Genomic DNA, 15120 nt, shown 5'->3' on the forward strand with positions numbered 1-15120 from the left:
GGTGTGGTGGTGGGTCAGTTGAGGGTGAAGGTGTAGGTGGTGGTGTTGCCGGCGAGGTCGTGGATGGTGAGGGTGTTGGTGCCTTGGTGGGCGCCGTACCGGCCGGGTTGGATGTAGTTGAGGTCTGACCAGGTGTTGTTGCTGAGGTCCTTGACGGTGCCGTTGAGGTCGAGTTTGTCGATCTTGCCGGTGTCGTGGAGTTTGAAGGAGATGAGGTCGTAGGTCTGACCGGTCTTCTTGGTGTAGGTGGTGCCGTCCTTGATGGTGGCGGTGGGTGCGGTGGTGTCGATGGTGAGTGTGGTGGTGCCGGTCTGGGAGATGTTGCCGGCCTGGTCGTGGGCGTTGTATTTGAGGGTGTAGGTGCCCTCGGGTGGGGTGATGGTGGCGGTGTGGGTGGCCGCGGTGGCGCCGTCGATGGGGGTCTGGGTGGACTTGATCAGGGTGTTGCCCTGGTAGAGGTTGGCGACGATCTTGGCCAGGCCTTGGTTGTCGGTGGCGTCGACCTGGATGGTGAGTTGCTTGAAGGGGCCGGCCGTGGTCGGTGAGACCAGGCTGACCTCGGGACGCACCTCGTCGACCGCGTCGGCGACGCGGGTGAAGGTCCACGCGCCCGAGCCGATCCGATAGCGGTCGAGGCCCTCCTCGGTGCCGAGCACCTCGGCCTCCGCCCCGTCGGGGCCGGTGACCTCGTAGGTGGTGCCGTCGGCTGTTGGCAGCTCGACCACGGCGGTGACGTTGACCGGGATCTGCGTGGTCAGCGAGACCTCGTCGTCATCGTGGGTCCACGACGACGACACCCGGCCGCGCTGGGTGACCTGGGACCCCTCGGCGTGGGTCAGGCCGGTGTCGGGGATGCCGATCCGCAACTCGGCTCCACCGGGCCGGGTGACCTCGATGCCCAGCGCCGAGTCGTGGATGTCCACGATCCCCTCCGCGCCCCAGCCGTGCGAGGCGCTGCTGGCGCTGCCGCTCAGCTCCCAGGCCTCGGGCGTGAACGTGCCGCCCCCGGCGAGCCAACCCGCCCAGCCGTAGTCGTCCTCGTTGGTCAGCAGGTCGAGCATGCCCGTCCCGTTGCCGGAGTCGGCCAGCGCCTCCAGCAGGAAGTGCGCCGTCATCGGGCCCTGCTTCATGCCCATCGACCCCAGGTACTCGCCCAGGGCGGGACGATCCTCGGCCGGTGCGATCCCAAAGGCGACCGCGTAGGAGGTGGCGTGCTGGCCGGCGTGCGGGGACTGGCTGCCGTCGGCAAGGATGCCGTCGACGTAGACACCGTCCTCGCGGCGGAGCTTGGCGTTCATCGCCTCGGCCAGTGCGTCGGCGTCCGCGGAGAAGGAGGATGCCTCCTCGGCGGGCTTGCCGAGTTCCTCGGCGATCCGGCCGACGGTGCGGAGCACGTCCACGCCGAGCGCGTTGACCGTGGTCCGCGCGGTGGCGGTCATGTCGTACCCGAACCGGCCGTGCATCGGCCAGTCGACGATGCCGTACTGGTAGGCGCCGGACCCGCCGCTCAGCTGGGTGACCAGGCCCGCTGTGGGACCGTCCTGGGCGATGTGGCGGCGGATGTAGCCGGCGGTGGCGACCAGTTCGTCGTAGGTGTCCTCCAGGACCGCACGATCGCCGGTGGCGAGGTAGTAGTTCCAGATCCAGCTGGGCACGACCTCGGTGAAGTCGGGGATGTCGCGTTTGCCGTCCCCGTTGGGGTACACGGCGTTGTAGCGGCCGGCACTGTCACCCGCGTTCCAGTAGCGCGCCTGGCTCAGCATGAACTCCCGGATCGCCTGCCGACTCGCCACCCGCTCCCCGGCCGAGGTCATCAGGCCGTGCGAGATGTTGACGGTGTCGTGCAGGAACTGGCCCTGCTCGCGGGTCGGGGTGTCCACGAACGTCTCCTGGACCGAGTAGAGCAGGGAGCGCTGCATCAGGTCGTAGACCGCGTCCAGCGTGGGGTCGGAGCTCTCGAAGGTGGAGGCGGCATCGTCGGGTACGGCGGTGTGCACCACCGTCGCGGAGACGTCCTCGACGCCGATCTCCTCTCCGGCGCCCGGGATCTCCAGATACCGGAACCCGAGGTGACCGAACGCCTTGAAGTCCTGGGCACCGTCGGCCTGGGTGTAGGGCCAGGTCATGTTCGTGCTCTGGGTGTCGGTGCCGGAGGTGGAGACCCGTCCGTTCTCGGCCAGGCCGTAGCTGGCGCGCAGCGGGATCTCGCGGCCGTCCTCGCCGTGCTCGAAGTGCACCGCAGGGCGGGCCGGGATCACCACGCCGAAATCGGCCACCGGGGTGCCGTCCTCGGCCGTCAGGATCCGCTCGGGGTGGACGACCTCCTCGGTCAGCCGGGTCTGCTGGCCCTCCAGATGGGTGAACGTGGCGGTCGAGTGCTCGCCGAGTACGACGGCGTCGGACCAGCCGCTGTCGTCGTACCCGAGGGCCTTCCAGTCTCCGATGTCCGCGGCCTGGTCGCCGCGCAAGTGCTCGATGTAGAGACCTTCGCCATTGCGGGTGCCCTCGAGCTCGTAGGGTCCGCGACGGACCTTCCAGGAGCCGTTGGTGGTGACCACGAACTCGCTGCCGTCGGCGTACTCGACCACGATGCGGGCCAGCAGCCCGGGCTCACCGGCGGCGCGCCCCTGGCCGTTGGAGAACCAGTGGAGCATGGCACCGATGGACAGGTCCTCCCCGGCCCGCACGAGGTCGGTGATGTCGGCGGCCTGGTAGTAGCCCTCCCCGGGGTAGCCGTAGTTGGTCATCCGATCCGCGCGCTCACCATCGAGGTACAGCTCGGCCACGTGGCTGGCCGAGAGGTAGCTGCGGGCCCGCACGATCTCGCCGGCGGGGACCGCGACCTCGGTGCGCGCCAGGGTGTACTCGTCCGCCTCCCGGGTGGGCGTGGGCGCGCTCCATGCGCTCAGGTCGCCGGAGAAGTCCTCCGAGAAGAGGACCTCGCTGCCGTCCAGCGAGGTCACCTCGAGGTTGTCGAAGCGTCCGATCTCGGCGCCCCGGGAGCTGGAGACGCCCTCGCGGAAGCCGATGGTGCCGACCGTCGACCCGCTGCTCGACGGGTCGGTCCAGCTGTCGACCTGGACCCCGTCGATGCTGGTGGTGATGGTCCGACCCTCGACCCGGACGCTGAGCCGGTAGGTGCCACCCTCCTCGATGTCGACATCGACCGAGCGGCGGCCGTCGGTGGGGAAGCTCCCGTTCGACATCCGGTGCGTCTTCAGCTGGCCCTCATAGCCGTGCAGTTGCCACATGTAGCCGTTGCGGCCGTCAGGTGAGCGGAAGACGACCGCGGCCGCGTGGTGCTCGATGGTGACGTCGGCGGAGAAGACGTAGTCGGTCCAGTTCGCGCCCGAGGCAGCCATCGTGATCGGCTGGCTGGTGCTGCCGGTGACCCGGCCCTCGCCGTTCACGATCCGGAGGGGTCCGGTGGCGGCATCCGGGTTCCCCGGTGGCCGGCGGATCCACTCCGCACCACCCCAGTCACCGTCGCCGAGACCGGTCTCGAAGGTGGCTTCGCCCCACGGCGAGACCTGGTCGTCACGGTCCCAGGTGCGGACCCGCCAGTCGTAGGCCTCGCCGGGCTCGAGCTCGGCACCGGTGTAGTCCACGTAGGACTGCTGGTCGGAGGAGACCTTGTCGCTGTCCCAGACCAACGCGCCCGCGGTGTTGCGGACCTCGACCTCGTAGGCGGTCTGGATCTCGTTGCCATCGAGGTCGGTCGGCAGCCACCCGAACCGTGGGGTCAGGTCCGTGTTGAGCGGACGCGCCACGTCGTCGACCACGAGACCCGAGGGCGCTCCGGGTGCCGTCCCCGGGGCTGCCCCGACCGAGGCGGGGACCACGGTGGCCAGGGTCCCGGCGGTCAGGCTCACCGCCAGTGCGGCAAGGCCGGCGTAGCGCACCCGGCGGGTTGGTCGGTGCTGCTGGGGCATGTCGACTCCGCTCGTCTGAAACGATTCAGTTCGGAGACATTGTGGTGCCGATCACTCACCGGTGACAACAGACTTCGGGAACGTGACCGGATCCGGCCAGTCGGGACGAGACAGTTCGGCGACCAACGACAGGACGTGGACGCCTCCGACCCGGCTCAACTCGGCGTACCCCCGAATCCGCCTGGCCGATGCGCTCGGGCCGGGGTGGATCCTGTGGAGGAGTGGTTGCCCGATCGCCGGCAAACGCGGAATCGTCGGCCCATGGATCGGATCGATGGGGTGAGGCACGATGAGTGTCATGACCACCTGGCAGGTGCCCGGCCGCTGGAGGGAGGCGGATCTGGCGAGCCTGCCCGATGACGGGCATCGCTACGAGATCGTCGACGGGGTGCTGCTGGTGAATGCGGCCCCCGCGCCGCGCCACCAACGGGTCGTGCACCTGCTGTGGCGGCTGCCGGACTCGCGTTGTCCGCACGGCTGGTGGGTCCTCGCCTCGCCGCTCGACGTCGTGCTCGCTGAGGACACCGTTGTCGAGCCCGACCTGCTGGTGGCGCCGAAGGCCGCGTTCGGCCCGAAGAATCTGCGCACCCCGCCGCTCCTCGTGGTGGAGGTGCTCTCCCCGAGCACCCGCCGAGTCGACCTGGAGCTCAAGCGGGCCCGCTACGAACGCGCCGGCATCGCGTCGTACTGGATCGTCGATCCGGACACGCTCCACCTCACGGTCCTCGAGCTCCGGGACGGTGCGTACGCCGAGGTGGCCGACGTGGCCGCGAGGGAGGCATGGACGGCGGCGCATCCGTTCGAAGTCACGGTGACGCCAGGTGACTTGCTGGACTGACCGGTTTGGCCGCGTCTTCGGCCGGTTGTGCACTACTGCACGCTGAGAACAGGTTCTACCTTGGGCACGCGAGTGATACACGTCACGTCCGTCCACGAGGAAGGTGCCCATGCCGCTGACACCCGAGAACCAAGCGTTCCTGGCACAGATGGCCGAGGCGGGGAGCCCGGCGATCCACGAGTCCACACCGGCGATCGCACGGATGGCCGGCCCGATCCTGGCCGGGTTGAGCGGTCGCGGCCCCGACGTGGCCGAGGTGCGCAACCTCGAGCTGGACGGGAAGGACGGCACCTTCCGCACCCGGGTGCTGAAGCCCGAGGGCGAGTCGCGAGCGATCGTCGTCTACTTCCACGGCGGTGGCTGGGTGATCGGCGACATCGACCTGCAGTACGACCACCTCGGCCGCGACCTGGCCAACCGCACCCAGTCCACCGTGGTGCTGGTCAACTACCGCAAGGCGCCCGAGCACCCGTTCCCGACCGCGATCGAGGACAGCTACGCCGGCCTCACCTGGGTCGATGAGCACCGCGACGAACTCGCTCCGGCCGGGGCGCCGCTGATCGTCGCCGGCGACAGCGCTGGAGGCAACATCAGCGCCGTGATGACCCTGTGGGCCCGCGACCGCGGCGGGCCGCGGATCGACCACCAGGTGCTCGTCTATCCCGTCACCGACTGCGACCTGAACACCCCGTCGTACGTCGCTCCGGAGAACCAGCTGCTGCTCAGTCGCGACACCATGATCTGGTTCTGGGATCACTACCTGGCCGATGAGGCCGCTCGCACCAGCCCTGACGCCTCACCGCTGCGGGCCGAGAGCCTCGCCGGGCTCCCGCCTGCGCTGGTCTACGTCGCCGAGTGCGACCCGCTGCACGACGAGGGCGTGGCCTATGCGAAGGCCCTGCAGGCCGCCGGGGTCGACGTACGTCTCGAGGAGGCGGCGGGCCAGATGCACGCCTACTTCCAGATGGCCGGCATCCTGCCCGGCTACGTCGAGGGCATCGAATTGGTCGCCGACCACATCGGCAAGGTCATCGCCGAGCACGGAAAGGTCGCCTGACATGGCTCAGCACTACGACGCCCTGGTGATCGGGGCGGGTTTCTCCGGGATGTACCAACTCATCCGGCTGCGCGAGCAAGGCTTCTCGACCCGCGTGGTCGAGAAGGGCACCGGCGTCGGCGGCACCTGGTATTGGAACCGCTACCCCGGCGCCCGGGTCGACATCGAGTCGGTCGAATACTCCTACTCCTTCGACGACGCCCTCCAGCAGGAGTGGGACTGGAGCGAGCGGTACGCCGCCCAGCCGGAGATCCTCCGCTACGCCGAGCACGTGGCGGATCGCTACGACCTGCGTCGCGACATCAGCTTCGAGACCAGCGTGGAGAAGGCGGTCTGGGACGAGGAGTCGGACCGCTGGACCGTCACGATGCTCTCCGCGGAGGGGAGCGAGACGGTGACCGCGTCGTACGTGATCGCGGCGACCGGGTGTCTCTCGATGCCGTCCCGTCCGCACTTCGAGGGCATGGACGACTTCGAGGGGGAGACCTACTGGACCTCCTCGTACCCCCGCGAAGGTGTCGACCTCACCGACAAGCGGGTGGCGGTCATCGGCACCGGCTCCTCGGGCCTGCAGACGATCACGGCGATCGCTCCGGTGGTGGGCGAGCTGACCGTCTTCCAGCGCACGCCTAGCTACGCCGTCCCCGCGCACAACGGGCCGGAGGCGGACCGATTGCGGGAGGTCCGCCCCCAGTACCCCGCCTTCCGGGAGTTGAGCGCGCTCTCACCGCTGGGCTTCCAGTGCGGCGAGGACAACCCGCGGGTGATGATGGAGACCGATCCCGTCGACGTCCGGGCGGAGCTCGATCGTCGGTGGGCGGTCGGCGGGCTGTGCTTCAACTCCGGCTTCGAGGACACCCTGCGTGACCAGGCGGCCAACGACCTGGCCGCCGAGTACGTCCGCGACCAGATCCGGGCCAAGGTCAAGGACCCGGAGGTCGCCGAGAAGCTGTGCCCGACCACCTACCCCATCGCCAGCAAGCGGATGTGCGTCGACACCGGCTACTTCGAGGTCTACAACCAGGACAATGTGTCGCTGGTCGACCTCCAGGAGACCCCGATCGAGCGCTTCTCCGCCAAGGGCGTGGTTGCAGGCGGGACCGAGTACGAGGTCGACGTCATCATTCTGGCCACCGGCTTCGACGCGATGACCGGTGCGCTCAACGCCATCGAGTTCCGCAACGGCGAGCAGGTGCTCAGCGAGAAGTGGGAGCACGGGCCCCGCACCTACCTGGGGCTGATGTCGGTGGGCTTCCCCAACCTGCTCACGGTCACGGGCCCGCAGAGCCCGTCGGTGCTGTCCAACATGATGACCTCGATCGAGTACCACGTGGATTGGATCACCCGCCTTCTCCAGGCCCAGCGCGCGGAGGGGCTGACCCGGATCGAGCCTCGCCCCGAGGCCGAGGACAACTGGGTCAACACCACCAACGACCTCGCCGACCTCACCCTGATGCCGCAGGCGTCCTCCTGGTACATGGGCGCCAACATCCCCGGCAAGCAGCGCGTCTTCATGCCCTTCATCGGCGGCGTCGGAGCGTACAAGCAGATCGGTGACGGGATCGCCACGGTCGGCTACCACGGCTTCGACCGGGCCTGATCCGGATCAGTCCACCCAGGGGAAAGTGGCGCTACCTGGCCGATTTTTCGGCCGGGTAGCGCCACTTTCACCGGTGGACCGGGGAAACGTCCGCCCCCTCAGCCCCGCCAGGTGATCAGCGCGTCGAGCGCTTCGATCCGCTCACCGGAGGCGAGCAGAGGGTTGACCTCGAGGGCGATGAGATCCTCACCGAGGGCCTCGGCGAGGGCACCGATCCGGGCGACGATCCCGGCGAGCGCGTCCAGGTCGACCGGTGTAGTGCCGCGGGCGCCGCGCAGGACGTCGATGCCGCGGAGGTCCTCCAGGGCCCGGCGGGCGTCGGAGGCCGAGATCGGTAGGAGACGGAGCGACCCCTCGCCGAGCAGCTCGACCCAGACACCACCCAGCGCGACCGCGAGGGTGAGCCCCCACGAGGGGTCGCGGACGACGCCGACGAGCAGTTCGGTGCCCCCGCTGCGCTGCGGCTGGATGAGCAGCGGCGAGTCGGGATGCCCCGCCCGCGCCATCGTGGCGAGTACGCCGGTGGCGGCGTCGCGCACCGCGGTGGCGTCGCGCAGGTCCAGGGCCACACCGCCGATGTCGCTCTTGTGCTCGAGCCCTTCGGCCGCGCCCTTGACCACGATCGGGTAGCCGAACTCGTCGGCGGCCGCGACCGCTTCCTCCGGGGTGGCGACCACCCGCGAGGGAACCACGGGGATGCCGTTCGCGCTGAGGAAGGCTGCGGCGTGGCGCTCGGCCCAACTTCCCCGGCGGGGCGGCGTACCCTCCGGTTCGACCACGGTGACCGGCGGGAGTGCGTCCCGCCCGGAGAGGTGGCGACGGTAGGCCTCCGACCAGCGCACCGCGTTGCCGAGGGCGCTCATCCCGTGCTCGATCCCGCCGGCGACCTGCGGATACCCCGAGGCGGCCCGGAGTTCGCGCCCGGTCTCGGTGATGTCGCTCAGAACGTTGCCGATCACCACCACGGGCTTCGGCGAGGCCCGGATCACGCCCGCGGCGTAGCTGAACGCCGCCACAGAGGTCTCGAAGTCGGGGGTGGCCCGCGGGAGATCCTGGAGCAGCATCACGACGTCGATGCCGGGGTCGGCGGCGACGACGTTGAGGGAGTTGGCGAGCAGTTGCCGGTCGAGGAGGACGTACCCGGTCACGTCGAGCGGGTTGTTCGGCGTGGCGAAGTCCGGGAGTACGTCGGTGAGCGCGGTGAGCGTGCCCTCCTCGAACTCCGGCAGGATCAATCCCTCTTCCTCGGCCCGGTCGGAGATGATCTCCGAGGCGCCGCCCGATGGTGTGACCACGCCGATCCGGCGACCGGGCAGCGGGCCGGTCTCGACCAGCATGCCGGCGGTGACGATGAGGTCCTCGATCGAGTCGACCCGGATCACGCCGAGCTGCCGGAAGGCGGCGTCGACCACTCGGTCGTCGCCCACGAGGGCGCCGGTGTGGGCCTGGGCGGTGCGCGACGCCTTGGCGCTGCGGCCGATCTTGATCGCCACCACCGGCTTGCCCGCGGCCAGCGCGGCCTCGGCCACCTGGGCGAACTCCTCGGGATGCCGCACGCTCTCCAAGAAGAGCGCGATCACCTTCGTGTTCGGGTCCTCGATCATGGCCCGCATCACGTCGGTCACCGACATGACGGTCTCGTTGCCCATCGAGACCAACAGTGAGATCCCGATGTTGCGCGCCTGGGCGAAGGTCAGCACGTTGCTGGCCAGCGCACCGCTCTGCAGGACGACGCCGACCGACCCGGCGATCAGCGGCTTCGGGATCGGCAGGCCGTACGGCGTCACGGTCTCGGCCGCGTTGATGAACCCGTTCCCGTTGGGGCCGAGGATCACCAGGTCGAGTTCGGCGGCGAGGTCGACGATCTCCTGCTCCCGGACCGCGCCCTGACCGCCCACCTCGCCGTACCCGGCGGTCAGGATGACGTAGTTGCGGATCCCCGCCGCGGCGCCGTCCCGGAGCACGCCGGGGACGACGTCGACGGGGGTCATGACATAGGCCAGGTCCACCTGGTTGGGAATCGCGCTGAGACTCGGATGGGTCTGCTCCCCGTGCACCACCTCGGTGCGTGGATTGACCAGGTGGACCTCGCCGTCGAAGCCGTGCTCGCGCAGGTTGGCGAAGGTGCTGGTCGACCATCCGGACTTGTCGGTCGCGCCCACCAGGGCCACCGACTTGGGCCGGAAGAACGCGCGCAGGTCCGCGGGGCTCGGTCCGCTGCTCTCGGTCCTCATGCCAGCGAGGCTCCGACCTTGACGTGCCCCTTGAGCAGGTTGCGGGCGATGGTACGGCGCTGGATCTCGTCGGTCCCCTCGAAGATCCGGAGCAGCCGGAGCTCGCGGTACCACCGTTCCAGCGGCAGCTCCTTGGTGTAACCCATGCCGCCGTGGATCTGGAGCACCCGGTCGACCACCTTGTTGGCCATCTGGGTGCCGTACAGCTTCGCGATCGACGAGGCGTGCCGCGCGTCCCGCCCCTGCTCGACCTGCCAGGCGGCGTTGAGGGTCAGCCAGCGGGCAGCCTCGAGCTCGACGGCGCTGTCCGCGATGTGCCCCTGGATGAACTGGTAGTCCGCGATCGGGTGGCCCATCGAGACCCGGTTGTTGGCGTGCTCGATGGCCATCTCCAGCATCCGCTCGGCAGCGCCGAGGGCCCCGGCCGGGATCATGTAGCGACCCTGGCCGATCCACGACATCGCGAGGTCGAAGCCGTGGCCCTCCTCGCCGAGGATGTGGTCGTGCGGCACCCGGACGTTGTCGAAGTTGAGCGCGGCCGGGCCCCACTCGCCCATGGTCGGGATGGGTGTGGAGGTCCAGCCCATCGCGCGGTCGACCAGGAAGCAGGTGACGCCGCCGTTGGCGCCCTTCTCCGGGTCGGTGACCGCGAAGACCATCACGAAGTCGGCCTCATTGCCGTTGGTGATGAAGATCTTCTCGCCGTTGATCACCCAGTCGTCGCCGTCGCGGACGGCGCGGGTGCGGATGTTGCGCGCGTCCGAGCCCGCGCCGGGCTCGGTGATGGCGAAGCAGCTGCGGCGCTCACCCTCGATGGTCGGGATGAGGTACTCCTGCTTCTGCGCGTCGTTGCCCGCGTAGAGGATGTTGTCGGCCGACCCGCCGAAGCGGAACGGAACGAACGTGCGGCCGGCCTCGGAGGCGATGATCGCGGCCATCACCGGACCGGCCGCGAGGCCGCCGTACTCCTCGGGGGTGTTGATCCCCCAGTAGCCGTACTTGCGGGCCTTGTCCTGGAGTTCCTTGAGGACACCGGGCTCGAGGCTGGGGCGGCCCTCCCGCTCGTTGAGGAGCACCTCGCTCTCGTACGGCATGACCTCCTTGGTGATGAACTGCCGCACGGCCTCCCGGACATCGCGGTGCTCGTCACTCAGCGCGAAATCGACCATGACCCACTCCTCCAACTTAGAGTTGTCTTCTAGAACGTGTCTCTAGAATGATGTGAGCAGAATCACTTATCGTGTGCGGACAGTCAAGGGTCCATCCGGCGTCGACCGGCGGGTCGGAACCATGGATATCCCGCACCACACCTCACCAGGAGGCGCCATGACCACCGAGGCCGGCGAGCCCCGCCCGAGCGGACGACGGTGGGCCCGTACCGAGGAGACGCGTCGCCAGGTGCTCGAGGCCGCCAGGGATGTCTTCATCGAGAAGGGCTACACCGGCGCCGGGATCTCCGACGTGGTCGCCCGCTCCGGGTCCAGCGTCGGCAGCGTCTACCACCACTTCGGCGGCAAGTCGGAGCTCTACCTGGCTGTGTGGGAGGAGTACGTCGGCGACCTGGCCCACGCCGCCGCCGAGGGTGTCGCCAAGGCCGGCGCCAGCGGGGCCCGCGATCCGATGCGGCTCTTCGAGGGCGGCACCATCGCCTACCTGCGGGAGGCGTGGGAACACCGCGAGCTGCTCCCGATCTTCTACACCGGTGACGGGCCGCCGGGTTTCGAGGTGCTGCGCCGCGAGCGCAACACCGAGTGGATCCGCCGCAACGTGCAGGTGCTCGATCTGGGCGACAGTCGGGCCGACCAGTTGCTGGGTGCGGTGCTGACCTCCGTGGTAGGCGAGGCGGCCCGTGCCGTGATCGGTTGCGACACGCCCGAGGAGGCGGAGGAGGTCGCGCAGCGGGCCGTCGTCCTCGCCCGGAGGCTGTACGCCGACGAGCGCTGAGCCACCACGGATCGGCCCGGTCCGTGTCCGGCCGAACGCGGGACCTTCCGCGGCCGGGCGGGCGTTGGTCGCCCGGCCGCCGCGCCGAAAACGACGTGCACCTGTGCCGACTCGCCTGGGAGTGGGTCGGCACAGGCGCACGGCGCGGCTGGCTCAGGCCCAGGTGCTCAGCCCTCGGTCGAGCACGACGGTTCCGTCGGCGCGCCGGGTCTGGAACGCGACCGAGCCATCGTCGAGGTGCCACCGGGCCACGGTGAGTTCCTCGCCGGGAATGACCGGGGAGGAGAAGCGTCCGGCCATGCCTGTCATCTCCTTGCCGGCCATCGCGCTCACCAGGGCGCGGCAGCTGATGCCATAGGTGCACAGGCCGTGCAGGATCGGCTTGTCGAACCCGCCGCGGGCGGCGAACTCGGGATTGCTGTGCAGCGGGTTCCAGTCACCGCTGAGCCGGTACAGCAGCGCCTGGCCGGGCCAGGTGCGCATCGTGGTCTCCTCGTCCGGCGCGCGGTCCGGAACCGGGGTCGGGCCGATGCCGGCGTCCGCGCCCTCGGCGAGGGTGGGATCGCCGAAGCCGCCCTCGCCCATGATGAACGCGGAACTGCGGGAGGTCACCACCGGTTCGCCGGTCTCGGCGTCGACCGCACGGGCCTGGCTGGAGACCAGGGCGCCGGAGCCCTTGTCGCGGATGCCGGTGACCATGGAGGTGATCCGCACCGAACCGACGGTGGGGAGCGGGCGGTGCAGCTCGATGGACTGCTCGGCGTGCACCAGCTTCGCCGGGTCGAAGTCACCCATCTTGCGTCCGCCGCCGGCGCCCCAGGTGACCATCACGCCGTAGCTGGGCAGCACCTTCTGCCCGGAACCATGCTCACCGTGCTCGGTGGTGTACTCCAGCTCGGCGAACTGGTCATCGTGGCCGGCACCGAGACCCAGCGCATAGAGCAGGGCGTCCTTGTGGTCCCAGCTCTTCTGGGTCGGTTCTGACTCCTGGCCGACGATGGAGTGGTCGAGGGGCATCAGTCGGGCACCTTTCCGTTGGTGAGCGCGTTGGGGCGGGCCTCGTCGAGGAGACCGGGCAGGACGACGTCGAGCTCCTCGACGGTCCAGTCGTGGTCCACGTCGTGTCCGGGACCGGCGACCCAGCCCTCGGCCACGCTGACGTTGCCGCCGCGGATGTTGAAGACCCGCCCGGTCACGCCTCGGGCGGCCGGCGTGGCCAGCCAGGCCACCAGGGGAGCGACGTTCTCGGGGGTGAACGGGTTGAACTCCCCCTCGGCGGGCTTCGGCCGGTTCGGGTTGAGGTTCTCGGTCATCCGGGTCAGCGCCGCGGGTGCGATCGCGTTCACCGTGATGCCGTACCGCTCGAGCTCACGGGCCGCGATCACGGTCATGGCGGCGATGCCCGCCTTGGCGGCGCCGTAGTTGAGCTGACCGGGGTTGCCGTAGATGCCGGAGGACGACGTGGTGTTGATGATCCGGGCGTCGACCTCCTCACCCTGCTTGGCGAGGTCCCGCCAGTGTTTCGCCGCCACACTCATCGGGCAGAAGGTGCCCCGCAGGTGCACCTTGATCACCGAGTCCCACTCGTCGATGGTCATGTTGACCAGCATCCGGTCGCGCAGGATCCCGGCGTTGTTGACCAGGACGTCGACCTTGCCCCACTCGTCGAGGGCGGAGCGGAACAGCTTCTCCGCCCCGTCGGGCTCGCTGATGTCATCGCCGTTGACGATCGCCTCGCCGCCGAGGCGGCGTACCTCCTCGGCGACCTCCTCCGCGGGGTGGGCGTCCGCGCCGGTTCCGTCGACGCCGGCGCCGAGGTCGTTGACGACCACGGCTGCTCCACGACGGGCGAACTCGAGCGCGTGCGCGCGGCCGAGACCGCGTCCCGCACCGGTGATGATCACGACCTGTCGGTTCGTCTGAGCCATTTCCACCTCCAGGAAAGGCATCTAGAATTCATTTCTAGAAGGACTTTCTAGGAAGTGGGGGTTCATGTCAACGGATCTGAGCGGTCGCTGCGAGGGCGATCGGGCCCGTGTCGACGAGGCGAAGCCCGATATCCGCACCGCTTGGAGGATCCTCTCCGTTGTCAGTCTGGCGAGCATCGTCATCGCCTTCAGCGGTACGTCGCTCAACGTCGCCCTGCCGACCCTCTCCGAGACCTTCGGTGCCAGCGCCTCCCAGGCGGCTGCCGTACTGATCGGGTTCCAGTTCGCGATGACCGCGCTGATGCTGTTGTTCGGGCGCCTCTCCGACATCCGTGGCCGGCGACAGATGTACCTCATCGGGCTGGCCACCTTCGGCCTGGCCAGCCTCGCGCTCGGTTTCTCGCCCACCGTCGAGGTGCTGATCGTGCTGCGTGTGGTGCAGGCGGTGGGTGCCGCGATGCTCCTCACCAACAGCGCGGCCCTGGTCAGCGACGCCTTCCCCCGGGACCGACTGGGCCAGGGGATGGGCTTCTACATCGCGTCGTTCTCGATCGCGTCCCTCGTCGGCCCTGTGGCCGGCGGCGTGATCGTGGACGGGCTGGGCTGGGAGTGGCTCTTCTGGGTGCTGGTGCCGCTCTCCCTGGGCTGTTGGCTCTGGGCCTGGGCGGCCCTGCCCCGACGCGACGCGGTGACGGGGCCCTCGCCGCGGCTCGACCTGGTCGGCAACACGCTCGCCCTGGTCTCGCTGGGCGGCCTGCTGTGGGGGCTCTCCCAGGTCACCGGTCTCGGTTGGGGATCGCCGGTGGTGCTCGGCTCCCTGGCGCTGTTCGTGCTGACCGTGCCGGTCTTCGTGTGGTGGGAGAGGCGCTATCCGCAGCCGCTTCTGGACATCACCCTGTTCCGGATCCCCAGCTTCGGGATCGGCCTGTTGGGCACCTGGCTCAGCGCCGCCTCCCGGTTCCCACCCTCGATCCTGCTCCCGCTGCACCTGCAGTCCGTGGGGAACAAGTCGGCGGCCGAAGCGGGCATCCTCGTTCTTCCCTTCGTGGTCGGCATGCTCGCCGGCTCTCTGCTCTACGGCAGCCTCGGGCACCTGATCCGGCCGCGCACCGTCTCGCGTGGCTCCGCCGTCATCGCCTCCCTCGGACTCCTCGTCCTGCTCCTCACGGCCTCCTCGTCGGAGGTCACGGCCCTGATGGTCGCCGGCCAGGTCCTGGTCGGGTTCGGCGGCGGCTCGTTCATGCCGGCCAACACCACCGTCATCCTGGAGTCGCTGCCCTCCGAGCGGATGGGGGTCGCCAACGCGCTTCGACTGCTGGTCCTCAACGTCGGCATCACCTTCGGCACCGCCCTGATGATCAGTCTCGTGGTCGCCTTCGTCGGCCCTGAGGTCGCCGACCACGTGATGGCGGGCACGATCAGCGGCAGCAGTCCGGGGTCGATGGCCGAACTTGTCCACGGCTTCCAGCTCGCCTACGCGGTCGCGCTCCTGCTCTCCCTCGCCGGCGTAGTCGCCGCCTACCTGGACGGGCGCGACACCGGCCCCCGCTCCGCCCGGCCCTGAATCCGGCTCGAGCGGGCCGGTCG

The 15120-nt window shown here is 69.4% G+C and carries 10 protein-coding genes; 5 read left to right on the forward strand and 5 right to left on the reverse strand.

Features of this window, described 5'->3' with window-relative positions:
* Positions 1–14: 14 nt before the first annotated feature.
* Positions 15–3932: a family 78 glycoside hydrolase catalytic domain gene (locus tag G515_RS22375; RefSeq protein WP_051217681.1), complete on the reverse strand. Its 3918-nt coding sequence runs from the start codon at positions 3930–3932 to the stop codon at positions 15–17.
* Positions 3933–4221: 289 nt separating this feature from the next.
* Between G515_RS22375 and G515_RS0100325 the strand changes: the two genes are divergently transcribed.
* The 3 genes from G515_RS0100325 to G515_RS0100335 all read left to right on the forward strand — a co-directional run bounded on the left by G515_RS0100325 (position 4222) and on the right by G515_RS0100335 (position 7427).
* A complete protein-coding gene (locus G515_RS0100325) occupies positions 4222–4770 on the forward strand; it encodes a Uma2 family endonuclease (protein ID WP_028658533.1) in 549 nt (182 codons plus the stop codon).
* A 109-nt stretch (positions 4771–4879) separates the two neighbouring features.
* Positions 4880–5827, forward strand: a complete 948-nt coding sequence (locus G515_RS0100330; RefSeq protein ID WP_028658534.1) for an alpha/beta hydrolase — start codon at positions 4880–4882, stop codon at positions 5825–5827.
* Between the two features lies 1 nt (position 5828).
* Entirely contained in the window at positions 5829–7427 is a 1599-nt protein-coding gene (locus tag G515_RS0100335) for a flavin-containing monooxygenase (protein WP_028658535.1), read from the forward strand.
* Positions 7428–7525: 98 nt separating this feature from the next.
* On the opposite strand, the gene G515_RS0100340 is transcribed toward G515_RS0100335, so the two are convergent.
* Together G515_RS0100340 and G515_RS0100345 are read right to left on the reverse strand one after the other, a co-directional pair.
* Positions 7526–9661 carry an acetate--CoA ligase family protein gene (locus tag G515_RS0100340; protein ID WP_036553598.1) on the reverse strand — a complete coding sequence of 712 codons (2136 nt, stop codon included), beginning with the start codon at positions 9659–9661 and terminating at the stop codon, positions 7526–7528.
* Complete coding sequence (locus tag G515_RS0100345; RefSeq protein ID WP_028658537.1) at positions 9658–10830, reverse strand: acyl-CoA dehydrogenase family protein; 1173 nt, start codon at positions 10828–10830, stop codon at positions 9658–9660. Before G515_RS0100345 ends, G515_RS0100340 begins: the two co-directional genes overlap by 4 nt.
* A 157-nt stretch (positions 10831–10987) precedes the next feature.
* Here G515_RS0100345 and G515_RS0100350 point away from each other — a divergent pair, with 157 nt between their 5' ends.
* Positions 10988–11605 carry a TetR/AcrR family transcriptional regulator gene (locus G515_RS0100350; RefSeq protein ID WP_028658538.1) on the forward strand — a complete coding sequence of 206 codons (618 nt, stop codon included), beginning with the start codon at positions 10988–10990 and terminating at the stop codon, positions 11603–11605.
* Positions 11606–11758: 153 nt separating this feature from the next.
* On the opposite strand, the gene G515_RS0100355 is transcribed toward G515_RS0100350, so the two are convergent.
* Together G515_RS0100355 and G515_RS0100360 are read right to left on the reverse strand one after the other, a co-directional pair.
* The gene (locus tag G515_RS0100355) at positions 11759–12622 is read right to left on the reverse strand and encodes a MaoC/PaaZ C-terminal domain-containing protein (RefSeq protein WP_028658539.1); all 864 of its coding nucleotides are present in this window, start codon (positions 12620–12622) and stop codon (positions 11759–11761) included.
* Positions 12622–13533 carry an SDR family oxidoreductase gene (locus tag G515_RS0100360; protein WP_036553600.1) on the reverse strand — a complete coding sequence of 304 codons (912 nt, stop codon included), beginning with the start codon at positions 13531–13533 and terminating at the stop codon, positions 12622–12624. Before G515_RS0100360 ends, G515_RS0100355 begins: the two co-directional genes overlap by 1 nt.
* 64 nt (positions 13534–13597) lie before the next feature.
* Here G515_RS0100360 and G515_RS18710 point away from each other — a divergent pair, with 64 nt between their 5' ends.
* On the forward strand, positions 13598–15097 hold the full coding sequence (locus tag G515_RS18710; protein WP_051217682.1) for an MFS transporter: 1500 nt from the start codon (positions 13598–13600) through the stop codon (positions 15095–15097).
* Positions 15098–15120: the final 23 nt, after the last annotated feature.

It is taken from the genome of Nocardioides insulae DSM 17944 (assembly GCF_000422825.1).
Lineage (GTDB): Bacteria > Actinomycetota > Actinomycetes > Propionibacteriales > Nocardioidaceae > Nocardioides > Nocardioides insulae.